The organism is Robbsia andropogonis, assembly GCF_034047095.1.
GTDB lineage: Bacteria > Pseudomonadota > Gammaproteobacteria > Burkholderiales > Burkholderiaceae > Robbsia > Robbsia andropogonis.
Window position 1 is genome coordinate 170756 of the sequence record NZ_CP139170.1, and the last position, 25168, is coordinate 195923.

The following is a 25168-nucleotide window of genomic DNA, read 5'->3' on the forward strand; positions in this document are numbered from 1 at the left end:
GCAGGACGCTGCAACAATGGGCATCACGATCGAACCTGGCACCGCTGAAAATCTGGCTGCCTATATTGGCTTGTTGTCGAAGTGGAATCGGGTGTACAACCTCACGGCAATCCGCGACCCGGAGCAAATGCGCATCCAGCACGTGCTGGATTCGCTTTCATTGCTACCGCATCTGGAGGCGGATGGCGTGAGGTCGGTTATAGATGTTGGCACGGGTGGCGGCACACCGGGTCTGATTCTGGCCATCATGCGTCCGGATTGGCGGATCACCTTGAATGACATTGTTCAAAAGAAAATTGCCTTTCTGACCCAGGCCAAGAGCGCACTCGGCCTGAATAATGTGGCCATTGTGAATGGACGTGTCGAGCAACTGCATTTTCCAGAAGGTTTCGACGCCGTCACGTCGCGGGCGTTTGCCGATCTGGCAGACTTTGCGCGCTGGGCGGGCCATCTGGTGGCGCCTCGCGGCGCGATGTATGCAATGAAAGGTCTGCAACCGGATGACGAGATCGCACGCTTACCTACTAACGCTACAGTACGTGGTGTTACGCCGTTAACGGTCCCGCACCTGCATGCCGAACGCCATTTGGTCGTTGTGACGTTCACGCAGGCATGTGCGCAGCGCGATAGGGACGAGGATCAGGCCGCGCTGTAACACGATCGCAGGTAGACGTGGTGACGTTAACCTAGTGAACAAGGCGCCAACCGGAGGTACTGTTCACCGAAAATCGCGACACTGTTTCACGTGAAACAGGGGTGTCTATGTCGGCATGGCAGTGGTGCCAATGCGCGTATCGAATGCGCTGAGCGGATCTTCGATCGATACTCATGATAGATCGAACGGAACACTGGCAAGTTGCTGATTGATGCGGTGTAATGCGGTAGCAGGAAATCAATACGATTTCCGCAGAGCAGGAAAAGGAAGATGACACAGATATTTTGCGTGGCAAACCAGAAGGGTGGGGTAGGAAAGACAACAACGGCAGTCAATCTGGCGGCGAGTCTTGCCTCGCAAAATCAACGCGTGTTGTTGGTCGACCTGGACCCTCAGGGCAATGCCACGATGGGTAGCGGCGTGGATAAACAGGCCGTTACGCATACCGTCTACCAGGTGCTGATTGGGGAAGCGAAGATCGAGGATACGATTGTTCCGGCGGCGGACACGGGCTTTGACATGTTGCCGGCAAATCGCGAACTGGCAGGGGCGGAGGTGGACCTGGTCGACGTAGAACGACGTAATCGTCGTCTCAGTGACGCATTGGAGAGCATCCAGTCGCGCTATGACTATATTCTGATCGATTGTCCGCCCGCGCTGTCGCTGTTAACGCTGAATGGTCTTGTTTCCGCGCATGGCGTCATCATTCCAATGCAATGCGAGTACTTCGCGTTGGAGGGGCTATCTGATTTGGTGAATACGATCAAGCAGGTACATGCCAACTTTAATCGCGATTTAAAGATTATTGGCTTGTTGCGGGTCATGTTCGATCCGCGAATTACATTGCAGCAGCAGGTATCTGAACAACTGAAGCAGCATTTCGGTGACAAGGTGTTCGATACCGTCATTCCCCGCAATGTAAGGTTGGCTGAGGCCCCCAGCTATGGTTTGCCTGGCACGACGTTCGATCCCGGTTCGCGTGGCGCACAGGCGTATGTGCAGTTTGGAGAGGAAATGATTCGTCGCCATGGCGCTGCCGGATCGCGGAAAACCGGCGCGCCGGGAGCCGCCGACGCGGCAACGAAGGCCACGATGAGCAATGAAACCGGTACCGCAGGAGCGATATGAAACCGATGGTCGCAAAAAAGAAGGGTTTGGGACGCGGGCTCGAGACGTTGCTCGGTGGTAACGCGGACATCAGCGACGCAATGCAACGGGAGGCCCACCCCAGCACGATGCCATTGCGGCAATTGGTGCCCGGCAAGTATCAGCCGCGTACCCGGATGGACGAAGGTGCCCTGCAGGATCTGGCATCCAGTATTCGTGCGCAAGGCTTGATGCAACCGATTCTGGTGCGGCCGATTGGCGGCGATATATACGAGATCATTGCTGGTGAACGCCGCTTCCGAGCAGCGAATCTGGCAGGGCTTACGGAAGTTCCAGTGCTGGTGAAGGATGTCCCCGATCAAGCTGCCGCGGCAATGGCATTGATCGAGAATATCCAGCGCGAGGACTTGAACCCTCTGGAGGAAGCGCAAGGTATTCAACGCTTGCTGGATGAGTTCAAATTCACGCACGAACAAGCGGCCGAGTCGGTTGGCCGTTCGCGTAGCGCCGTATCGAATCTGCTGCGATTGTTGAATCTCGCGACGCCCGTGCAGACGATGTTATTGGCGGGCGATCTCGACATGGGGCACGCGCGTGCGCTGTTATCAGTTGATGCCGGGACACAAGTTGCCCTGGCAAATCAAATTATCAATCGGCGATTGTCGGTTCGCGAAGCGGAAAAGCTGGTGACGCAGACTGCGCGCGACGATAAGGCGGCGCCAAAGGCGCAGAAGGTACGGAAGTCACGAGATTTGTCCCGACTCGAAGATGAACTGGCAGACATGCTTTCTGCATCGGTCGATATCAAAGTAGGGCGCAGCGGTAGAGGACAGTTGACGATCGGTTTCGGCAGCCTCGACGCGCTGGAAGGGATTATCGCCAGGCTGCGTCAACCTGCCCCGGAAGAAAATGCGTCGCCGCGCTAACGTCGTCTAGTTGTATGGTCAAGAAAACAGTGATGTGGTGATCTTATCTGTGCCGTGACCCTGCAGTCTGAACTTCTGTACAGGCTTGCGATTCACGCCTACAGCTGATTTGGTCCTTCCTGTATTGCCTCGACTATCTCTGTAAATATCCATCTGTCTGAAAGAACAGACATGTGGCAATACGCCGCAAGGGTTCACTTATCCAAACGTTTACGCTTGCCCCTCGCGAAATTCGTGTTCAACGCGATGGCGCGCTTTTACGGGACCTTTTGCATTGATGCGCGTTACATAGATCAATGTCTATGCCGATTTTGACGCGACACATCGGTATTGCTGCAGTACGGCAAAAATAACGCTTTTCGCCGGAATCGATGATGGATGCGTGATGGGCGATAATCGCTTGAATCGCTTGGGATAATCGCTTACAATCGCCCGGATTTATCTGTCAGTCAGGTCTAATTGTAAGCGTTCCGAAAGCTGCGGGAGTGTATGTGTATGGTTGGAACGGCGGACGACGCCGGCGCGCAAAAGGCGCGCGACGCGGGGAGCGCGCCTTCCGATCGCACTGAACGTGGCGTGCCGTTCGCGGCCGGGCACGACTCCTCGGGGCAAAGCGCCCATCGCAGCAATGCTTCCGTTTCCGACGCGTTCCACCGTGAAGACCAGGCGGTCGTCACGAACGACTGGGACGATTGGCAAGAGGTGCCACCACCGGTGGTACCGCTTACGCGGGGGCAGGCGCAACAGCTGTTTGGTCCGGATGTCGCGCGACCATCCCGGGTTACTCCGCTGCGGGTGGTGCTGGCACAGATCGTTTTGACGATCGTGGCGGCATGCGTTGCAGCGGTCCTGAGCGCGAATGCGCCAGCGGCGGCGTTTTCGGCGGCGATCGGAGGGATGATCTGCTGGATCCCGAGTGCTGCGTTTGCCGGCTACCTTAGCCGACGCGGGCGGGATTCGGTTGCGGTCTGGATGCTGGCTGAAGGCGTCAAGTTGGGACTGACGATCGCGATGTTTATCGCGGTGGCAGTGTTATTCCGGGAAGTGCGGTGGGTGCCGTTGCTCCTGACCTATGTGTTGGCGCTGAAGACTTATTGGCTCGCGCTGGCATGGCGGTAAGTGGAGGGCTGGTTGTGAGCCGACCTGCGTGATAGCGCGATGAGCGGCTCGCACGGAGGTAACGTGGCACTGTGTAACGCCGTATTCCACCACCCGACAGGCCCTGCCTGCCGGGTGGTTGTCCGAATTCTTAAAAATTGGTGCTTGAATCTATGGCTGCTGGATCCGAAACTGCGCTTACGCCTTCCGAGTACATTGCGCACCATCTGCAAAACTTTGCGACGGGCCATCAGACGAAGTTGATCGATTTTTCGATCATCAACCTCGACACGATGTTTTGGTCGATCGTCGCCGGCGTGATTACGCTGACCCTGCTGATCACGGCCGCTCGCCGCGCATCGCCGAACGTGCCGACGCGTTTCCAGTGCCTGATCGAAATGCTCGTCGAAATGGTCGAAGACCAATCGAAATCAATCGTGCATGGCGACCGTGCTTTCATTGCGCCGCTGGCCCTGATGGTCTTCGTCTGGGTAGCACTGATGAACTCATTCGACTTGATCCCGGTCGATCTGCCGGCCCATCTGATTCAATGGACCGGAATGAACAGCGTGATCAGCCATCATCGGATCGTGCCTACCGCCGATCTCAACGCGACGATGGGCATGTCTCTCGGTGTACTGGTTCTGATGCTGTACTACAGCGTCAAGATCAAGGGTGCCGCGGGCTGGGGCAAGGAATTGATCAGTGCCCCGTTCGGCAATCACTTCGTGCTGTGGATACCTAATCTGGCACTGAACATCATTGAATACGTTGCGCGGACCGTGTCTCTGGGTATGCGGTTGTTCGGCAATATGTATGCGGGCGAGCTGCTGTTCCTGCTGATCGCTTTGCTGGGCAGCATCTGGCATTTCGATGCACATGCCGGTGTGCTGGGCTTCGTCGGAAACGTGTTGGCCGGTAGTGTATGGGCGATCTTCCACATCCTGATCGTCTTGCTGCAAGCCTTCATTTTCATGATGTTGACGCTGGTGTATCTTGGCCAGGCTCACGATAAACATTGATCGAGCTCCTCGCGGAATCGATCGCGTTTTTCACCATTAGTCGTTATTTATCCCGTTTTTAAGACTTTTCCACAGGAGTAACCATGCAAGCTTTCATCGCCAACATCCAGGGTTTCACCGCAGTCGCCATCGGTATCATCATTGGCCTGGGTGCAATTGGCGCCTGTATCGGCATCGGCCTGATGGGCGGCAAGTACATTGAAGCCTGCGCACGCCAGCCGGAACTGATCAACCCGCTGCAAACGAAGATGTTCCTGTTGGCAGGTCTGATCGACGCGGCATTCCTGATCGGTGTGGGTATTGCGATGCTGTTCGCGTTCGCAAATCCGCTGCTGACGGCGCTGGGCGCGCCAGGCGCGTAATCGCGACGCCTTAACGTCCAGTGGAGGATGGTGCCGACGTGGGCGGCGGTGCCGGGATGCCGGTGCCGTTGTCGACTCCCAGGCGCTTCCGATCCTGCGCTGGCCGCCGGCTCTGTGCCCCGTCGATGACGATGCCGGGCCCTGTTATCGGAATATTGGTCCGCTGACGGAATGGGCTGCAGCAAGTGGTAAACCAGGTATCGGGCGCGGCGGCAGCGCGTTCTCCAGTCCGGTGCAGTACTCGTAAAGGAAACACAGTGAATCTCAACGCAACCCTGATTGCGCAGTTGATCGTGTTCCTGATCCTTGCGTGGTTCACGATGAAGTTCGTGTGGCCGCCGTTGATCAAGGCGCTCGACGAACGCGCGAGAAAGATCGCCGACGGCCTGGCCGCCGCCGAGAAGGGCAAGGCCGATCTGGCCGACGCGCAAAAGCGCATCGACAAGTCGTTGGCGGAAGCGCGCGACCAAGGTCAAAACCGTATTGCTGACGCGGAAAAGCGTGCGCAGCAGGTCGCCGAGGAAATCAAGGCGAACGCGCAAGCCGAGGCAAGCCGGATCATCGCGAGTGCAAAGGCCGAAGCCGAGCAGCAGGTGGTGCGTGCACGCGAAGCGCTGCGCGGTGAAGTCGTCGTCCTGGCAGTCAAGGGCGCCGAGCAGATCCTGCGCCGCGAAATCGACGCCAATGCCCATGCCGACCTGTTGAACCAACTGAAGGCCGAGCTCTGATCATGGCTGAACTCGCGACAATCGCCCGCCCCTACGCCGAAGCTGCTTTCGACGTCGCGCGCGCCCCGGTCAATGGCCAGGCCGCCGTGTCCACCGACGCATGGTTGACGCAATTGCAGGCGCTGGCGCAAGTGGCCAGTCATCCTGACGTCCGTACGCTGGCGAACGACCCGAAGATCAGCCGTGCGCAAATCTTCGAGCTGATCACCGGTGCATCCGGCGTGACGCTCGCGGCGCCGGTAAAGAACTTCGTGCAGATGCTGGTGGATAACCGGCGCATTGCGTTGCTGTCGGAGATTGCCGCGCAGTTCGAGGCGTTGAAGCACGCCAGCGAAGGCATTTCCGACGCCGTGATCACCAGTGCCTACCCCCTTGAAGGCAAGGCGCTGACGGAGTTGGTGGCGGCGCTGGAGAAGAAGTTCGGACGCAAGCTGCAAGCACAGGTCGTTGTCGACCCGGCGCTCATCGGTGGCGTCAGTGTGGCGGTCGGGGATGAAGTGCTCGATACGTCGGTGCGTGCGCGCCTGACGCGGATGCAGGCCTCGCTGGCCGCGTAATTCGCTGCGACGATCACTGACTGAGTTCGCGCTCCAGGGTTTCGCGGTATTGCGGCCTCGGGGCGCGAACGCGCTGATGCCGTCGGTGATATGACCGACATGAAGCCGAAAGCAGGCAATGGGTCTGCCGGCGGCAAAGAATTGACTATCAGGAGCAGCAAAATGCAACTCAACCCATCTGAGATCAGCGAGCTGATCAAGACCCGCATCCAGGGTCTGGAAGCGGGCGCGGATCTGCAAAATCAGGGCACCGTGATCTCGGTGAGCGACGGCATCGTGCGAATCCACGGTCTGTCGAACGTAACGCAAGGTGAAATGCTCGAGTTCCCGGGCAACATCTTTGGTCTGGCGTTGAACCTGGAACGCGACTCCGTTGGCGCGGTCATTCTGGGTGAATACGACAGCATCTCCGAAGGCGACACGGTGAAGTGCACGGGTCGTCAACTGGATGTGCCGGTGGGCCCCGAACTGCTGGGGCGCGTCGTCGACACGCTCGGCAACCCGATCGATGGAAAGGGTCCGGTCGTGACGCAAGCGCGTGACGCAATTGAAAAGATCGCGCCGGGCGTGATCTGGCGTCAGGGCGTGGACCAGCCGCTGGCAACGGGTATCAAGGCGATCGACGCCATGGTACCGGTTGGCCGTGGTCAGCGTGAGTTGATCATCGGTGACCGTCAGACCGGCAAGACCGCGGTGGCGATCGATGCGATCATCAACCAGAAAGGCAAGGGCGTGAAGTGCGTCTATGTCGCCATCGGTCAGAAGGCGTCGTCGATCACGAACATCGTGCGCAAGCTGGAAGAAAACGGCGCGTTGGAATACACGACCGTCGTTGCCGCCATGGCATCTGCGCCGGCCGCCATGCAATACCTGGCACCGTATGCCGGTTGCACGATGGGTGAATACTTCCGTGATCGCGGTGAAGATGCGCTGATCGTGTATGACGATCTGACCAAGCAAGCGTTCGCCTATCGCCAGATCTCGCTGTTGCTGCGTCGTCCGCCAGGCCGTGAAGCCTATCCCGGTGATGTGTTCTATCTGCACTCGCGTCTGTTGGAACGTGCTGCACGCGTGTCGGCTGACTACGTCGAGAAGTTCACGAACGGGGCCGTCAAGGGCAAGACCGGTTCGTTGACGGCATTGCCGATCATCGAAACGCAGGCGGGCGACGTGACCGCGTTCGTGCCGACCAACGTGATCTCGATCACCGACGGTCAGATATTCCTGGAAACGGACCTGTTCAATGCGGGCATCCGCCCCGCGATCAACGCCGGTATCTCGGTGTCGCGCGTGGGTGGTGCAGCCCAGACGAAGGTCATCAAGAAGCTGTCCGGTGGTATTCGTACCGACTTGGCCCAGTACCGCGAATTGGCGGCATTCGCTCAGTTCGCCTCTGATCTGGACGAAGTGACCCGTCGCCAGCTCGAGCGCGGCCGTCGCGTGACCGAACTGCTGAAGCAGCCGCAATATCAGCCTTTGCAGGTATGGGAAATGGCTGTTTCGCTGTTCGCGGCGAACAACGGTTACCTGGATGATCTGGACGTGGCGAAGGTGCTGCCGTTCGAAAAGGGTTTGCGCGAAAGCCTGAAGGCGAACAAGGCAGACCTGATCGGCCGCATCGAAGAGAAGAAGGAACTGACGAAGGACGACGAGCCGTTGCTGCATGCCGCGGTCAAGGACTTCAAGCAGTCCGGCGCTTACTGACACGTTGCGGGTTAAGCCGCCACGCAGTGCGGCATGCGTCTGCGGTGAACGACAGGCATGCAACGCGTCTGGGATTCGCTCGAAGCGTGATTGAAGCGAGTGATGATCCAGGCGTCCGGTTCCACCGAATGGCACGGCGATGACGGTACCGACAGGAGTTGAGCAATGGCTGGAATGAAGGAAATCCGCGGCAAGATCAAGAGCGTGCAAAACACGCGCAAGATCACCAAGGCGATGGAGATGGTGGCTGCGTCGAAGATGCGCAAGGCGCAGGAGCGCATGCGCGCATCGCGTCCGTACGCGGACCGCGTGCGTGACATTGTTGCGCACCTGACCGAAGCGAACCCGGAGTATCACCATCCGTTCATGTCGCGTCCGGCGAATGCCAAGCGCGCAGGTCTGATCTTGATCACGACGGATAAGGGCTTGTGCGGCAGCATGAACACGAACATCCTGCGTCTTGCGCTCGCGAAGTTCCGCGAGAACGAGGCAAGGGGTATCACGCTGGAAGCGACGGCAATCGGTGGCAAGGGCGCCGGTTTCCTGAATCGTCTGAAGGCGAAGATCGTGTCGCAGGTAACGCATCTGGGCGATACGCCGCATCTGGACAAGCTGATCGGCACGATCAAGGTTCAGATGGACGCGTACGCGGCCGGTGAGTTGGACGCGGTGTACCTCGGGTACACGCGGTTCATCAATGCGATGAAGCAGGAAGCGGTGCTGGAGCAGTTGTTGCCGTTGCCGGAAATCACCCGCAGCGCGGAACAGCGTGCAGACCACCCGTGGGACTACATCTACGAGCCGGACGCGCAGACGGTCATCGACGACCTGCTGACGCGATACGTCGAAGCATTGGTGTACCAAGGCGTGGCAGAAAACATGGCGTCCGAGCAGTCGGCGCGGATGGTCGCGATGAAGGCGGCTTCCGACAATGCGAAGACGGTGATCCGCGAAATGCAGTTGGTCTATAACAAGAGCCGGCAAGCAGCGATCACGAAGGAATTGTCGGAAATCGTCAGCGGCGCCGCGGCTGTCTGACCCACGCACGAATCAAAGCATCTAAAGGAAAATCGATGAGTACCGCGATTGAAAGTGGGACTGCCGCAGTCGGCAAAATCGTTCAGTGCATCGGCGCGGTCGTCGACGTGGAATTCCCGCGCGACCAGTTGCCGAGGATCTTCGACGCACTCGTGCTGGAAGGCAGCGAATTGACGTTGGAAGTGCAGCAACAGTTGGGCGACGGTGTGGTCCGCACGATCTGCCTGGGTTCGGCGGACGGCCTGCGCCGTGGCCTGGCGATCAAGAACACCGGCAAGCCGATCACGGTGCCGGTTGGCGCGGCAACGCTGGGTCGGATCATGGACGTGCTGGGCCGTCCGATCGATGAAGCGGGCCCGATCTCGCACGAATTTACCCGTGAGATCCACCAGTTGGCGCCTGCATTCGACGAGTTGGCCCCGTCGACCGAACTGCTGGAAACCGGCATCAAGGTGATTGACCTGATCTGCCCGTTCGTCAAGGGTGGTAAGGTCGGCCTGTTCGGTGGCGCCGGTGTTGGCAAGACCGTCAACATGATGGAATTGATCAACAACATCGCAAAGGCGCACGGCGGTTACTCCGTGTTCGCCGGCGTGGGCGAGCGTACCCGTGAGGGCAACGACTTCTATCACGAAATGAAGGACTCGAACGTCCTGGATAAGGTCGCGCTGGTGTATGGCCAGATGAACGAGCCGCCGGGCAACCGTCTGCGCGTCGCATTGACCGGTCTGACGATGGCCGAGCAGTTCCGTGACGAAGGCCGTGACGTGCTGTTCTTCGTCGACAACATCTACCGGTTCACATTGGCTGGCACCGAAGTGTCGGCGTTGCTGGGCCGCATGCCGTCGGCGGTGGGCTATCAGCCGACGCTGGCCGAAGAAATGGGTCGTCTGCAAGAGCGGATCACGTCCACGAAGAAGGGTTCGATCACGTCCGTGCAAGCGGTTTACGTGCCGGCCGATGACTTGACCGATCCGTCGCCGGCGACCACGTTCGGTCACTTGGACGCAACGGTCGTGCTGTCGCGTGATATCGCTTCTCTCGGTATCTATCCGGCCGTCGACCCGCTGGATTCGACGTCGCGTCAGATCGACCCGCTGGTCATTGGCGAAGAACACTACTCGATCACCCGTCGCGTGCAGCAAACGCTGCAACGCTACAAGGAATTGCGCGACATCATCGCGATTCTGGGGATGGACGAGTTGTCGCCTGAAGACAAGCAAGCGGTCGCGCGTGCCCGTAAGATTCAACGCTTCATGTCACAGCCGTTCCACGTGGCGGAAGTGTTCACGGGCGCACCGGGTAAGTTCGTCGCGATGAAGGAAACAATCCGCGGCTTCAAGATGATCGTCGACGGCGAGTGCGATCACCTGCCAGAGCAGGCGTTCTACATGGTCGGTACGATCGACGAAGCCTTCGAAAAGGCGTCGAAGATGTAATGCGGCGCGCATCGTCATGCTCGATCGCCGTTGTGCGATACGGGGTGGCGATGCAGGACGAAGGGTGGGCGGCGCGATGCGTCGTTCCAACCCGCATGGTCGCTTTGTATGGCATGCGACATCTATGCGGGTTGGCCAAGCGCGGAACAGGCGCCTGGCGCCGCTCACACGATCAGGAATCGATATGGCAACCATCAAAGTAGACGTCGTCAGCGTGGAAGGCGAGATTTTCTCGGGGCAGGCGAAGTTCGTCGCGCTGCCGGGCGAGTCGGGTGAGCTGGGTATCTTGCCGGGCCACACGCCGCTGATCACACGCATCCGTCCCGGTGCGGTACGCATCGAGGCCGAAAACGGCGAGGAAGAATTTGTTTTCGTGGTCGGGGGCATTCTCGACATCCAGCCGACAGGCGTGACGGTGTTGGCAGACACCGCCATCCGTGGCAAGGATCTGGATGAGGCGAAGGCAGAGGAAGCACGTCGTGCGGCGGAAGAAACGCTGGCAAATGGCGGGTCGGATCTGCAATACGCTGCTGCCCAGGCTGAACTGGCCGCCGCCGTCGCGCAATTGACGGCGATTCAGCAATTGCGTCAGCGTCGGCACTAACATTACGCGGCGCGAGCCGTTCGGATGTAGCCATGCGATTGGTGTTCACAAATCGTATGGTGAGATAAGACTGATCTTGCGTGGCGCAAGTTCAAAGTCGCGGAAAAGCCGCCTTCGGTATCGAAGGCGGCTTTTTTTGTTCCTTGGAGGACCTGCAACCCGCTTGATGTCGTTGACCCGTTTGTACACGGACCGCGACGCCCAGGGGAAATTGATCGCCGCCTATATTGCACTGGCGGAGCCAGAGAGAGAAAAAGCACGCAACGCGTAATACGACGTTCATCGATCGATTGCCGTCGACAAACCGTAGATAAAAAAAAGCGGGCATGGCGCCCGCTTAAAACCACACGCTACGGGGTTAGCGCGAGGAGACCACTTGGGACAAACACATTCGGGCGTCCAACGAATGCTGCCTGGACCACTCTTCGCACCAATCGATCAATCCCGACGCCGGCCAATCCCGGCGTGGCGCGCGGCACCCCAACCGCGATGCGCGCTATACTCGAATGAAGCAACCTGGCACTATCGCTGGAACAGCGAAGCATCACATTTCCCGATGATGCTTCCCACCGATGCCGCGTTAAACGTGAGGATCGGCCTGATTCACCCGATCGCAGCGTTTGCGGCATTCCCGCCCCGATGTGACGATATCAACGCTGCATACCTGAATTTGCGTCGTGACCTGCAGTACCGCATGCGTGAGAACCCGAGTAATTCCGCCTGCGAACTACGGCTATCACGACTCGCCAAGTAGGCTGCGTTGCGACCGTTGAAATCATTGTGGGCCATCGATTCTAATGTGGCCGTAACAAAGTGTATCTGGTTGTAACTAAACTCTTCTTAATAATCAGACACTTACGCGTAATTGCTCTGATTTCGACGGAAGCTGGGGAATATTGTTTCGGCAAGTACGTTGCGATTTCGCGCGCCAGCGAAGCGGTGTAATCGTTGTATACCGGCGACTTTCCGCAAGCGCGCCGGTCGTGCGTCGATGGCGGTTCGAGTGGCGAACGGTGGACAGCCTGTTGCCGGAATGAAGGTAACAGTCTGTCACTACATCGGGCCGCTTCCCCTGGCCTTGGAATGACGTCATTCGACAATCGGGTCGATATGTCGGTGTTCCCGTCCCCCGGGGTCCGGTAGAATGCCGCTTCATGTCGTGCCGGGGTCGCCTCGCGGGTTCCGCTCGTTCTTTTCCACCAATGCCGGGCCGAAGCGTCCCCGCGATCCGCAACCAGAAGCACAGATGCCGATGCAATCGTCCGATATGCCCAACGTCGCGCCGCTGGCCAACGACACTTTCCTGCGTGCGCTGCTGCGGGAACCTACCGACTACACGCCGATCTGGTTAATGCGTCAGGCCGGCCGCTATCTGCCCGAATACAATGCAACGCGGGCCCGTGCAGGCAGTTTCCTGGGACTGGCAAAGAATCCGGACTATGCCACCGAGGTTACGTTGCAGCCACTGGAGCGCTATCCGCTGGACGCAGCCATCTTGTTTTCGGACATTCTGACGATTCCGGATGCGATGGGGCTCGGCCTGGCGTTTACACAAGGCGAGGGGCCGCAGTTCGCCAGGCCTGTGCGCACGGAAGCGGATGTAGCGGCGCTATACGTGCCGGATATCGACGAGACGCTGGGGTACGTGACCGGTGCGGTGTCGAGCATCCGCAAGGCGTTGGTTGATGGTCAGGGGCGTCAACGCGTTCCGCTGATCGGATTTTCGGGAAGTCCGTGGACGCTTGCGTGCTATATGGTCGAGGGCCGAGGATCAACGGATTTCCGCAATGTGAAAACGATGCTCTATGCGCGTCCGGACCTGATGCACCAGATCTTGGCGGTCAATGCCGACGCGGTGATCGCCTATCTGAACGCACAGATTCTCGCGGGCGCCCAGGCCGCGATGATCTTTGACACATGGGGCGGTGCGCTTGCGGACGGCGCCTACCAAACGTTCTCGCTTGCCTACATCAAACGCATTGTTGCCGGCTTGATTCGAGAGCACGAAGGACGTCGCGTGCCGGTGATTGCTTTCACGAAAGGCGGCGGGCTGTGGCTGGAGGCGATGGCCGAGACCGGCGTGGACGCGTTGGGTCTCGATTGGACCGTCGACCCCCGGGCGGCGCGTCAGCGTGTGGGACAACGTGTCGCGTTACAAGGTAGTCTCGATCCGAACATTTTGTTTGCGCCGCCAGAGACCATTCGTGCCCAGGCGCGTGGATTGTTGGATGCCTATGGCAGCGCGCCGGGCCACGTTTTCAATCTCGGGCACGGCATCTCTCAATTCACGCCGCCGGATCACGTGATCGCGCTGGTGGACGAGGTGCATGCCTATAGCCGCAAACAGCGTGCGGCGTGATCATTTTTCGCCTGTCAAGCCTTGACTTATGCACAAAATCGCCCCTCTTCTAAGGGGGGCGGGGAATAAGGAAAACCCCGCATGTCATACCCGGCATTGGCGATAAAAAATGCGGTTTTTCATGAGGTTATAGGTGAAATCCGGATCAAATTTCTCAGGGCGAAGGATGCCGTAAACCCTGATCTTGGCATGACGGTCGCATGACAATGCGGGCTTTCTCCACAAAGTTATCCACAGCAGTGCGTAAGCCTGAAAAAAACTTTGTAAACCGAGATTTAGCGTTGAAATCGATGTTCCACTTTAACTCTGGCAATGCCTTGCAAAACACAGTGCGCGGCGCCGGATTGGGGACAACCCTTTCACCCGGCAATCAGATCGGTGAGGAACCCGATTTCACGCTTGTCTCGCACGACGTCCCGGACCGCGAGAAGACTGGAAAAAAGGGCGACGATGCCCGCGAGGACGATGTCCTGTACGTGCGGGTCGCGCTCGATCAGCCAATCCAGACCCTTTTTGACTATCGCTATCGATCCGGCCAATTCGCGGGCGTGCTTCCTGTTCCTGGAATGCTTGTGTGGGTACCGTTCGGTAAGCGCCGCGTCACAGCCGTCATCTGGGCCGTGGCTGAGCAGACCGACGTGCCGCCGAATCGATTAAAATCGATCGAGGCAATCTGTGATGACTGTCCGCCGCTGGATGCACGGTGGCGGGCGCTGATCGCTTTTGCGGCTGGGTATTACCAGCGTGGTATCGGCGAAGTGGCACTGCCCGCCTTGCCACAGGGGCTGCGGGATCCGTCCCGTTGGGGGCATCTCCTGCCGCGCCAGGCGGTCTATGCCCTGCGTGATGATGTCCCGGAGGCGCTGGCGCAACTGAATGCCAGGGTGCCAAGGCGCGCAGCGGCGCTTCGTCGTTTGGTCGACGGACTGGCGTCCGCCCCTTTGACGCTATCGGCGGCGCGTCGACTGCACCCCCGCGCCGCCGCGCAACTGGATGCCTGGTGCGCATCCGGAGAGGTGCGACGTTACGAGATCGAGGGGGATGATGCTGGCGAGCGCGCAACGCCCTTGGCGCACGCGACACCCGAGATCGTCCCGGCGCGGGTCTTGAGCGCCGAGCAGCAGGAAGCGGTCACCCGGATCGACGCTGCATCGAGAGCGGGCGGGTTTGCGCCGTTTCTACTCCATGGCGTCACCGGCAGCGGTAAGACCGAGGTGTATCTGCAGAGCCTGGCGCGGCTGCTGGCGCGGGATCCCCTGGCGCAGGCGCTGGTCCTGGTGCCCGAAATCAACTTGACGCCGCAATTCGATGCCTTGTTCAGGCGGCGCTTCGCATCTCTGGGCGACGGTGCGGTGGCAACGTTGCATAGCGGCCTCGCCGACGGCGAGCGGACCCGTCACTGGCTTGCAGCCCATCTCGGTCGCGCACGCATCGTCCTGGGGACGCGACTGGCGGTCATGGCGTCCTTTCCCCGGCTTGCGATGATCATCGTCGATGAAGAGCACGAAGCGGCCTACAAGCAGCAGGAAGGTCTGCGCTATTCGGCGCGGGACTTGGCCGTGTGGCGTGCCAAACAGCTGAATGTGCCGATCGTGCTCGGGTCCGCCACGCCTTCGCTCGAAAGCTGGTCACAGGCGGAGCAGGGGCGTTATCGCCGCCTGTCTATGACGACGCGGCCGGCGGTTGCTGCGATGGCTTCGCAGGCGTTGTCACCGGGACACGTTCTGCCGCGCATGACATTGATTGACATGGAGCTTGAGCGTCAACGAAGACGTGCGAGCATCGACGGTTTCAGCGTGCCCTTGGTGGCGGCCTTACGCAAGCGCCTGGAACAAGGCGAGCAGAGTCTTATTTTCCTGAATCGACGCGGCTATGCGCCGGTATTGTCGTGCGATGCCTGCGGCTGGGTCTGCGGTTGTCCGCGCTGCAGCGCTTACCTTGTTCTTCACAAATTGGATCGGGCGTTGCGTTGTCACCATTGCGGATGGCAGCAACGCATTCCGCCGGCCTGTCCTGAATGCGGTAACGTCGATATCGCGCCGATGGGGCGCGGCACGCAGCGCGCCGAGGAGACGCTTGCCGAACTTGTGCCGGGTGCGCGTGTCCTGCGCATTGATGCCGACAGCACGCGCAAGAAAGGCAGTGCTGCCGCGCTGTTTGCAAACGTTCACGCCGGTGATGTCGACATCCTGGTGGGCACGCATATGATCGCGAAGGGCCACGATTTCCAGCGAGTGAGTTTGGTGGGCGTGCTAAACGCCGACTCGGCTTTGTTTTCCCACGACTTCCGCGCGACGGAACGGCTGTTTGCGCAATTGATGCAGGTTGCAGGCCGTGCTGGGCGCGGTGGCCAGAGCGGCGATGTGTTGATTCAGACGCGCCATCCCACGCATCCCTTGTTTCAGGCACTCGCGCGGCACGACTATCCGGGTTTTGCCGAGGCGTCGTTAACGGAGCGTCGGCAGGCAGGATTGCCCCCGTTTATCCATCAGGCCTTGCTGCGTGCCGAGGCGAAGACGCTCGAGCAGGCAATGGCCTTTCTGCAGCGGGCGGCTGGGCATTTCGATGTGGTGAAGGCGTCAGTAGCGGCCGTGCCGGGCGACGGCAACGCGCCACGCGAGGATGTTCATCGCTTTGACCCCGTGCCGATGGCGTTGGTCAAGATCGCTAATACGTTTCGCGCGCAGTTACTGGTTGAGAGTGCCTCTCGTGCGGCGTTGCAACGATTCTTGCCCATTTGGCAGCAGGCATTGCGCGGCGATCAATCAGGAGTCGCGCGGTGGGCGGTGGAAGTGGATCCGCTGGATATTTGATTTGGCGCGCGCGTACGCGGATCAATTGCCTTTATAAATGCCGACCAGCCAGTCGCGTTTTGCTTGAATCGAAAAACTCGCCACCGCTGCCATCCCGTTTTGTCGAATTTGCCGACTCCGCGACGCCACCGTTTTCGCTGTAGGTGCAGAGCTCTTTGACGATATCTGCCATCTCTTTGATGAAGTCCTCCGATTCGAGGGCATCCTGGTAGCCGTTCGCCCTTGCTAGATCCAGGATGCGTATGGCGATCGGGGGAAATTTGTCGAGAGGGCCAGCATTAAAGCCGTCCCTTGCGCGCTTCAACATGATGTCCATCAGTGCTGTATTGGCAAGCGGCGGCGGAAATATCGGAGTGAATGCCTGGAGAAGGCGCCGTTCCCGCTCTCGAGCGGCAGGGCAGTGCGCATTAACTCTCCGCGATCGTGCCTCTTGCAGGCGCATCCTGGAGGCATTCATGCTGTTCAATTTGTGCGTGCGCAATAGTCGAATTTTATCTTCGCCTAGCTTGGCCAGGCGTTCCCCGTAACTCCGGATCAGATTATCGAGTGCGAGGTTGTTCGTGAATCTTCGCAAATCTGGTGAATCAAGTAATGCGCTGGGCATATAAAGTTGGACGTAAAGTCTGGCCAGATTGACTAACATTATTGGCGCTCCATAACGGTTCTACCTATGCGGCTATAAAGGATGCGGTATCGATTATGGGCAGCTCCCTCTTGCGATTAAATAAGACGGCGCTTTTTAAATAAGTAATTTCTTGGTCCGTATCGCATTTTCGGACTTCTCCCAAAATCGTGCGACATGAAGGCATCGCCGGGCCAGGGTGCAACCCGAAGCAGATGGGTTGCACCTTTATTTTATGTTTAGTACGATCGCAGTCAGTACGATGCTGGAAAAGGCAAGTCCGTTGGATTGCCATACGCTTTTTGCGCGCTGGCATCGCTCACCGATTCACTCCGGACTCACTACACATGGCCAGCACCACGCTCGGCGTGAAGGTTGACGAACCCTTGCGCGCGCGCCTTAAAGAGGCCGCTCAACGTATCGATCGAACGCCACATTGGTTGATCAAGCAGGCGATATTCGCGTATCTGGAACGGATCGAGGCCGGACAGATGCCACCCGAATTGAGCGCGATCCTGTCGTCCGGGGACAGCGCCGATCACGGCGGTACGGACCCGGCGGTCGAGGAGGCCGCGCACCACCCGTTCATGGACTTCGCACAAGGGGTGCAACCCCAGTCGGTGTTGCGGGCGGCAATCACGGCCGCCTATCGGCGCCCCGAGCCGGAGTGCGTGCCCTTTCTCATCGGTCATGCAAAGCTGCCGGACGCGCTGGCCGACCAGGTGCGGCAACTGGCGGCGCGTCTGGTCACGGCGCTGCGTGGCAAGCAATCGGGCGGCGGCGTGGAAGGGCTGATCCACGAGTTCTCCTTGTCGAGCCAGGAAGGCGTTGCGCTGATGTGCCTTGCCGAGGCACTGCTGCGTATTCCGGATCGCGCGACACGCGATGCCTTGATCCGCGACAAGATCAGCCATGGCGACTGGAAGTCCCATATGGGTAACGCCCCGTCGATGTTCGTCAATGCGGCAACATGGGGGCTGATGCTGACCGGCAAGCTGGTGGCCACGAATAGCGAAGCCGGTCTCTCCGCGGCATTGACGCGGTTGATCGGCAAGGGCGGCGAGCCGCTGATCCGCAAGGGTGTGGATATGGCGATGCGCCTGATGGGCGAGCAATTCGTCACCGGCGAGACGATCTCGGAAGCGTTGGCGAACAGCCGTAAATTCGAGGCGCGTGGCTTCCGCTATTCGTACGACATGCTCGGCGAGGCGGCCACCACCGAGGAAGACGCACGACATTACTTCGAATCGTATGAGCAAGCGATTCACGCGATCGGCAAGGCGTCGAACGGTCGCGGCATTTACGAAGGTCCCGGCATCTCGATCAAGCTCTCCGCACTGCATCCTCGCTATGCGCGTGCCCAATATGATCGGATGACGGCGGAACTGCTGCCGCGCGTGCGGGCGCTGGCGCTGCTCGCACGCCGCTACGATATCGGCTTGAATATCGATGCGGAGGAAGCGGATCGTCTCGAAATCTCGCTCGACCTGTTGGACGCGCTGTGCTTTGACGAGGCCTTGGCAGGCTGGAACGGCATTGGCTTTGTCGTGCAGGCCTACTCGAAACGCTGCCCGTATGTGCTCGACTACCTGATCGATCTCGCCCGCCGCAGTCGCCATCGTCTGATGGTGCGTCTGGTCAAGGGGGCGTATTGGGACAGCGAAATCAAACGCGCGCAGGTGGACGGGCTGGAGGGCTATCCGGTCTATACGCGCAAGGTCTACACCGACGTTTCCTACCTGGCATGCGCGAAGAAACTGCTCGGCGCGACCGATGCGATCTATCCGCAGTTCGCCACGCACAACGCGCATACGCTGTCGGCGATTTATCACCTCGCCGGTCAGAACTACTACAGCGGTCAATATGAATTCCAATGCCTGCACGGCATGGGCGAGCCGCTGTACGAAGAGGTCACGAGCCGTGACAAGCTGAACCGGCCATGCCGTGTCTATGCCCCGGTGGGGACGCATGAAACGCTGCTGGCGTACCTGGTGCGCCGTCTGCTCGAAAACGGCGCCAATACGTCATTCGTCAACCGAATCGCCGACAAGTCGCTCAGCGTGGAAGACCTGATCGCTGATCCGGTCGAGGAGGCGTTACGGATCGCGCCTCCGGGCGCACCCCATCCGAAAATCCCGCTGCCACGCCAATTGTATGGCGACGCGCGCGCCAACTCGATGGGGTTGGACTTGTCGAACGAGCATCGGCTCGCCTCGTTGTCGTCGGCGTTGCTGAGTGGCGTCGGCATGATCTGGCGTGCCGCGCCGATGCTCGATCGCACGGACGAACCCGACCTCGTCGACACCGTGCCGCGCGACGGTCAGACACTGCAGGCAGTGCGTAACCCGGCCGATCATCGTGACATCGTCGGTCAGGTGATCGAGGCGACCGCGCGCGATGTCGAGATCGCTTTGACACATTCGCTCGCCGCGGCGCCGATCTGGCAAGCCACGCCGCCGGCCGAGCGCGCCGATTGTCTGGCGCGCGCCGCCGACCTGCTCGAAGCGCAGATGCCGGTGCTCCTCGGCTTGATCGTTCGCGAAGCCGGCAAGTCCTTGTCGAATGCGGTGGCGGAAGTACGAGAGGCCGTGGATTTCCTGCGCTATTACGGCGTGCAGATCCGCAATGAGTTCTCGAACGACACGCATCGTCCGCTCGGCCCCGTCGTCTGTATCAGCCCATGGAATTTCCCGCTCGCGATCTTCATTGGCCAAGTGGCAGCGGCACTGGCCGCCGGCAATACCGTGTTGGCCAAACCGGCGGAACAGACGCCGTTGATCGCGGCGCAGGGCATTCGCATCTTGCGTGATGCGGGCGTACCGGCCGGCGCCGTGCAACTGCTGCCAGGCGATGGCGAGACCGTGGGGGCGCGCCTGGTCGCCGATGCGCGCGTGCGCGCGGTGATGTTCACCGGATCGACGGAGGTGGCGCGTTTGATCGCCCGTACGCTGTCCGAGCGCCTGGATGCGAACGGTCGTCCGATCCCGTTCATCGCCGAGACCGGCGGGCAGAACGCGATGATCGTCGACTCGTCGGCGCTGGCGGAGCAGGTCGTGGGCGACGTGCTGGCATCGTCGTTCGATTCGGCTGGACAACGTTGTTCGGCATTGCGCGTATTGTGCCTGCAGGAAGAGGCCGCCGATCGCGTGCTGACGATGTTGAAGGGCGCGATGCAGGAGTTGCGCGTCGGTAATCCGGATCGCTTGTCCACCGATGTCGGCCCGGTCATCGATGCGGCAGCCAAGCGCGGTATCGATTCCCATATTGACCAGATGCGCGCGAAAGGGTTCGCCGTCCATCAGGTACCACTGACGGAAGACGCGGCCAATGGCACCTTCGTGCCGCCGACGCTGATCGAGATAGACAATCTGGCCGCCTTGAAGCGCGAAGTCTTCGGCCCCGTGCTGCATGTGGTGCGTTATTCCCGTGGCGCGCTCGATGCGTTGATGGCGGGAATACGGGACACCGGTTATGGCCTGACACTCGGTATCCATACCCGGATCGACGAGACGATCAATCGTGTGATCGCGAACGCGCACGTGGGCAATATCTATGTGAACCGCAACGTGATCGGCGCGGTTGTCGGTGTGCAGCCGTTCGGGGGCGAAGGCCTGTCCGGGACCGGACCGAAGGCAGGTGGGCCTCTATATTTGTACCGCCTGCTGTCCACCCGTCCGAACCGGTTGCCGGCGTTGCTCGACGGTGCCTCGGCGTCGACGCGCTCTGTCGGTCAGGGCAATACGACAGGATCGACGAGTGCATCGTCCGCCGCCCAGACCACGTCGACATCTGAAAATCGCCGAGACGGTAGGACGGTGGCATTGACGCGGTATCGCGATTGGCTGCGTACCCAAGGCGATGCCGCTATCGCCGACCGTTGTGATGCCTATCTTGCGCGCGCCGTGGACGGACTCACGCAAACGTTGACGGGTCCGACCGGCGAGCGAAACACCTATGCGCTCGCCAGTCGCGGCACGGTACTATGCGTCCCGTCGACGGAGACGGGCGCGCGTGCGCAGCTCGCCGCGGCATTGGGTAGCGGTAATCGTGCGTTGTTCGACGGGCCGGCCGGTATCGCTTTTGCCGAGCGCCTGCGTGCCGACGCGGCACTGCAACCGTATCTACAGGTCGTGGATGGGAAGGGACTCGCTGGCGCGGCCTTTGATGCGGCGCTGTTTGAAGGCGATGGCGATGCCTTGCGTGCGTTGTCGCGTCAATTGGCGCGGCGCGACGGCCCGATCGTAACGCTTCAAGGCTTGAACGTCGGGGCGATCGAGCAAGGCGAGGATTATGTGCTGGAGCGCCTGCTGCTCGAACGGTCCGTCAGCGTCAATACCGCAGCGGCGGGCGGCAACGCGAACTTGATGACCATTGGGTGAAACATCGTTTCGGATGGCTGGCGTGTTGGCGTTAGGATGACCAGTCGCGGCAAGGGGTGCGGTTACGGAAGCGACGACACGCCGAGGGCAGGGCCGGGAAGCGGGCAGGAGACGACCGCTATTCCGTTGCGGTAAGCTTGCCGCGTTTGTCGAACAGGTCGGTTCGGCATGCGTGCAAGCAGGGAGAGACGGCGATGATGCGATTCGACGATGCGTGTCTCGCCGGCGTTCGTGAAGTGTGGCCGCCGGAAGAACCGGTAGCCCTCAAGGAGAGCAGGGATGCAAGGTATTAATAAGCATAATCGGCTGGGTGGTGCGACGTTCGCGGCGGTGGCGGTTGGTGCAACGCTGGCGTTGACCAACGTAGCGCATGCGGAAGACGTTCATATCGGCGCGGCAGGCCCATTGACCGGTCCGCAGGCGCATTACGGCGCCGACTTCACCAATGGCCTGACGCTGGCCGTCGAGGACTTCAATGCGACGAAGCCGGTGATTGGTGGCAAGCCGGTACGCATCGTGCTCGACGTGCAGGACGACCAGGCTGATCCGCGTACGGCAACGTCCGTGGCGCAGCGCCTGGTGGATGGCGGCATCAAGGGTATGCTGGGCCACTTCAACTCCGGCACGACGATTCCGGCATCCCGCATCTATGCTCAGGCCGGCATTCCTGAAATCGCGATGGCGACGGCACCGGAATACACGCAGCAGGGTTTCAAGACGACTTTCCGGATGATGACGTCGGACATCCAGCAAGGTGCGGTTGACGGTGAGTTTGCCGTGAAAACGTTGAAGTACAAGAAGATCGCGATCATCGACGACCGTACTGCCTATGGTCAGGGTCTGGCGGATCAGTTCGAGAAGGCCGCGAAGGCCGCCGGCGCCAGCATCGTCGATCGCGAATTCACGAATGACCGCGCCGTCGACTTCCGTTCGATCCTGACGAAGATCAAGGCAACGCGTCCGGACCTGATCTTCTACGGCGGCGCCGATGCGCAGGCCGCACCGATGGTCAAGCAAATGCACACGCTGGGGATCAAGTCGCCATTGATGAGCGGCGAGATGGTCAAGACGCCGACGTTCCTGAAAATCGGTGGTGATGCCGCGAATGGCACGATCGCCTCGCTCGCCGGCGTGCCGCTGGCCGATATGCCGGGCGGTGCGAAATTTACCGCCGACTACAAGAAGCGCTTTGGTTCGGACGTGCAAACGTACGCACCCTATGCCTACGATGGTGCGATGGCGATGTTCACCGCGATGAAGCAAGCCGATTCGACCGAGCCGAGCAAGTACCTGCCGGTTCTTGCAAAGATCAAGATGGCGGGCGTTACCACACCGGCGCTCGAGTATGACGCCAAGGGCGACCTGAAGAACGGCGGCATCACGATGTACAAGGTCGTCAACGGCGAATGGACGGTATTGCAGAGCGTTGGCGCAAAGTAAACCGTCAGTTGATCTTGCAGGGGACAATGGTCACCTCGTCGAGGTTCTGTCCCGCCCGCGTTTGTTGAAAGCGGGAAACTTATCCCCTGCTTGTTCACAGGCTATCCGCCACCTGCGCGCCCGGTTTTATACCGGGTCGTTCAATCGTGTGTTTTGTTGTTCGGGAGTTATCAACAAGGTTTGCACAAGCTATTCGGCTGCTTGTCCCCAATGTTATTCACAGGCCTTCTCCCGTTGTCGATGGTCCTCCTTGCTTACTAACAACCCGCATGCGTTTTCCTCGAATGCATTGACTGCTCCGTACGAATGCATGGCGAGCGTCTCAAGTGTCTGGGGTAATATCGGCGTATGCCCCATACGCTAGCCGCCCCTGTCGAAAGTGATCTGCTGATCAAGAAAAGCCGTTTCCTTGGCTGCGTCGAACCCATGGCTGATCGCGGGCAGGCGCAGGTGCGGGTGAGTGCATTACGCGCCGCGCATCCTGGCGCCGCGCACGTCTGCTGGGCACTACTGGCAGGTGGTCAGTCGGCGGCGGTGGACGACGGTGAGCCCAGTGGCACGGCCGGGCGGCCCATGCTCGATGTATTGCGGCATCAAGATCTTGAAGGTGTGCTTGCCACGGTCGTTCGCTACTTTGGCGGGGTGAAACTGGGCGCGGGCGGGCTCGTGCGCGCTTATACCGATGCCGTCGCGCAAGCGCTGCTCGCTGCCGACAAGGTGCCACTGCGGGCAATGCGCACGCTTTGCTGCACTGTGCCTTATGCGCAGGAAGGCTGGATGCGTCGACAGGTGGCTTTGGCCGATGCGGCACTCGAAGCGGTCACGCACGGGTCCGTGGTTGGCTTTACCGTCCGTTTGCCGGCCGACACGGCGGCGGCATTTATCGCAGCGGTGGACGAAGGTGGGCAAGGGCGGGTCGATTGGCTGCCGGTCCACGGCGACGACGGGGCGATGGCGCCGGCCAGGATGACCGGCATCGCGCGTTCGCATATCGTCGATATCGCCGCGGCCAATGCGCCTTCGCAGAAGGCCCGACGATGACACCCGCGACACCACGTCACCGCCGCGTGCGACAGGCCATGACATGGGTGCTGGCGGTGCTGCTGCCGGTGCTGGTCATCGCTGGTATTGCGATCGAGACCGGCACATTGGGTACGGAAGGCCTGGGTATCGCCGCGCATCCGTATCGTGGTCCGGTCACCGATCACTTCGATGGCTCGCGCTTTCACACGGTGCCGCCCACCCCACGCAATACGATGGGCGACCTGTTGCGCTGGCAGATGCACCGCACGCCCGACGGCTGGATTGATCAACCCGCGCTTGTCCCGGACGTGCCGCCTCGAGTCGACGGCAGTCGAATGGTGGTCACTTTCATCAATCATGCCAGCGTGCTGATCCAGCATCGCGGCTTGAATATCCTTGCCGATCCGATCTATAGCGAGCATGCCGGGCCTTTTGGCCTGTTTGGCCCGGAACGGCATACCCCGCCTGGTATTGCATTCGACAAACTGCCGCGCATCGACGTCATCGTGCTGTCCCACAATCACTACGACCATTTCGATATGCCGACGTTGAAGCGACTGGCGCGGCGCTGGCCCGATGCCATCGTCGTGTCCGGGTTGGGGAATGGTGCGCCATTGCGCGCGGTGGGCTTTCATGATGTCCATGAGGTCGACTGGTGGCAACAGGTGCCATTGCGCGATGATGTGGCCGTAACGGCGGTACCGATGCGGCATTGGACCGAGCGGATGCCATGGAACGTCAACGCGACGCTTTGGGAGGGATTCGTCTTCACCTCGCCGGACGGGCCGTTTTTGTTCGCCGGCGATACCGGTGCCGGCGGGCAATTCATGCAGATACGGCAGCGTTTCGGCCCGATGCGCTTCGCCGCTTTGCCGATTGGCGCCTATGCCCCGCGCTGGTTCATGAAACGTAGCCACATGTCGGCCGAGGAGGCCGTGGACGCGGCGCAGGCGCTTGATGCGCAGTCCGTTCTTGGCATTCACTTCGGCACGTTCCGGCTGACCGATGAGGGTCAGTTCGATCCGCCGCGCTTGTTCGAGCAGACAGTACGCCGACGTGGGTTGCCGTTGGCGTCGTTCCGTGCGTTGGCTCCCGGCGGGCAGTGGGACGTGCCGCTTCAAGCGTCCGGCATCGCCCGTACGGTGCATTGATGCCTTGTCGAACGGTATCGCCCGCGCGTCGAGCGTGCAGGCGTATGGCATTGTTGGCGGGCTGACGCCGCAGCGGGGCCAGACGCCAGACGCCAGATGCCGGATGCCGGATGCCGGATGCGGCCGTGACCCTGGCCGGTT

General features: G+C 60.2%; 18 protein-coding genes and 2 pseudogenes. 19 read left to right on the top strand and 1 reads right to left on the bottom strand.

Annotated elements, in window-relative coordinates; genetic code table 11:
- The first annotated feature begins 16 nt into the window (after positions 1-16).
- The 15 genes and pseudogenes from rsmG to SJQ66_RS14425 all read left to right on the top strand — a co-directional run bounded on the left by rsmG (position 17) and on the right by SJQ66_RS14425 (position 16412).
- On the top strand, positions 17-655 hold the full coding sequence (gene rsmG, locus SJQ66_RS14355) for a 16S rRNA (guanine(527)-N(7))-methyltransferase RsmG (protein WP_253464280.1): 639 nt from the start codon (positions 17-19) through the stop codon (positions 653-655).
- Between the two features lie 270 nt (positions 656-925).
- Positions 926-1681, top strand: a pseudogene (locus SJQ66_RS14360) (ParA family protein); the annotation flags it as partial.
- A gap of 107 nt (positions 1682-1788) precedes the next feature.
- Positions 1789-2688, top strand: a complete 900-nt coding sequence (locus SJQ66_RS14365; protein ID WP_036011985.1) for a ParB/RepB/Spo0J family partition protein — start codon at positions 1789-1791, stop codon at positions 2686-2688.
- A gap of 495 nt (positions 2689-3183) precedes the next feature.
- Entirely contained in the window at positions 3184-3807 is a 624-nt protein-coding gene (locus SJQ66_RS14370; RefSeq protein ID WP_024904931.1) for an ATP synthase subunit I, read from the top strand.
- Positions 3808-3959: 152 nt separating this feature from the next.
- On the top strand, positions 3960-4808 hold the full coding sequence (gene atpB / locus SJQ66_RS14375) for a F0F1 ATP synthase subunit A (RefSeq protein WP_024904930.1): 849 nt from the start codon (positions 3960-3962) through the stop codon (positions 4806-4808).
- 83 nt (positions 4809-4891) lie between these two features.
- Positions 4892-5170: a F0F1 ATP synthase subunit C gene (atpE, locus tag SJQ66_RS14380; protein ID WP_024904929.1), complete on the top strand. Its 279-nt coding sequence runs from the start codon at positions 4892-4894 to the stop codon at positions 5168-5170.
- A gap of 257 nt (positions 5171-5427) precedes the next feature.
- Positions 5428-5898, top strand: a complete 471-nt coding sequence (locus SJQ66_RS14385; protein ID WP_024904928.1) for a F0F1 ATP synthase subunit B — start codon at positions 5428-5430, stop codon at positions 5896-5898.
- A gap of 2 nt (positions 5899-5900) precedes the next feature.
- Positions 5901-6455: a F0F1 ATP synthase subunit delta gene (locus tag SJQ66_RS14390; RefSeq protein WP_024904927.1), complete on the top strand. Its 555-nt coding sequence runs from the start codon at positions 5901-5903 to the stop codon at positions 6453-6455.
- Between the two features lie 162 nt (positions 6456-6617).
- Complete coding sequence (gene atpA, locus SJQ66_RS14395; protein ID WP_024904926.1) at positions 6618-8159, top strand: F0F1 ATP synthase subunit alpha; 1542 nt, start codon at positions 6618-6620, stop codon at positions 8157-8159.
- Positions 8160-8324: 165 nt separating this feature from the next.
- Positions 8325-9197 carry a F0F1 ATP synthase subunit gamma gene (gene atpG / locus SJQ66_RS14400; RefSeq protein WP_024904925.1) on the top strand — a complete coding sequence of 291 codons (873 nt, stop codon included), beginning with the start codon at positions 8325-8327 and terminating at the stop codon, positions 9195-9197.
- Positions 9198-9232: 35 nt separating this feature from the next.
- Positions 9233-10636, top strand: coding sequence for a F0F1 ATP synthase subunit beta (gene atpD, locus SJQ66_RS14405; protein ID WP_024904924.1), 1404 nt, complete (start codon positions 9233-9235; stop codon positions 10634-10636).
- Positions 10637-10820: 184 nt separating this feature from the next.
- Positions 10821-11240 carry a F0F1 ATP synthase subunit epsilon gene (locus tag SJQ66_RS14410; RefSeq protein ID WP_024904923.1) on the top strand — a complete coding sequence of 140 codons (420 nt, stop codon included), beginning with the start codon at positions 10821-10823 and terminating at the stop codon, positions 11238-11240.
- A gap of 406 nt (positions 11241-11646) precedes the next feature.
- Positions 11647-11994: a hypothetical protein gene (locus tag SJQ66_RS14415; protein WP_320534923.1), complete on the top strand. Its 348-nt coding sequence runs from the start codon at positions 11647-11649 to the stop codon at positions 11992-11994.
- Positions 11995-12492: 498 nt separating this feature from the next.
- A complete protein-coding gene (gene hemE, locus SJQ66_RS14420) occupies positions 12493-13599 on the top strand; it encodes a uroporphyrinogen decarboxylase (protein ID WP_320535405.1) in 1107 nt (368 codons plus the stop codon).
- Positions 13600-13889: 290 nt separating this feature from the next.
- Positions 13890-16412, top strand: coding sequence for a primosomal protein N' (locus SJQ66_RS14425; protein ID WP_320534924.1), 2523 nt, complete (start codon positions 13890-13892; stop codon positions 16410-16412).
- 31 nt (positions 16413-16443) lie between these two features.
- Here the strand turns inward: SJQ66_RS14425 and SJQ66_RS14430 are convergent, their stop codons facing one another.
- The gene (locus tag SJQ66_RS14430) at positions 16444-17055 is read right to left on the bottom strand and encodes a hypothetical protein (RefSeq protein ID WP_320534925.1); all 612 of its coding nucleotides are present in this window, start codon (positions 17053-17055) and stop codon (positions 16444-16446) included.
- Between the two features lie 326 nt (positions 17056-17381).
- Here SJQ66_RS14430 and putA point away from each other — a divergent pair, with 326 nt between their 5' ends.
- The 4 genes and pseudogenes from putA to SJQ66_RS14450 all read left to right on the top strand — a co-directional run bounded on the left by putA (position 17382) and on the right by SJQ66_RS14450 (position 25027).
- Positions 17382-21413 carry a trifunctional transcriptional regulator/proline dehydrogenase/L-glutamate gamma-semialdehyde dehydrogenase gene (gene putA, locus SJQ66_RS14435; protein ID WP_320534926.1) on the top strand — a complete coding sequence of 1344 codons (4032 nt, stop codon included), beginning with the start codon at positions 17382-17384 and terminating at the stop codon, positions 21411-21413.
- A 279-nt stretch (positions 21414-21692) separates the two neighbouring features.
- A complete protein-coding gene (locus SJQ66_RS14440) occupies positions 21693-22853 on the top strand; it encodes a branched-chain amino acid ABC transporter substrate-binding protein (RefSeq protein WP_024904917.1) in 1161 nt (386 codons plus the stop codon).
- 348 nt (positions 22854-23201) lie between these two features.
- Positions 23202-23780, top strand: a pseudogene (locus tag SJQ66_RS14445) (IMPACT family protein); the annotation flags it as partial.
- Positions 23781-23890: 110 nt separating this feature from the next.
- Positions 23891-25027, top strand: a complete 1137-nt coding sequence (locus SJQ66_RS14450) for an MBL fold metallo-hydrolase (protein WP_320534927.1) — start codon at positions 23891-23893, stop codon at positions 25025-25027.
- Positions 25028-25168 lie beyond the last annotated feature (141 nt).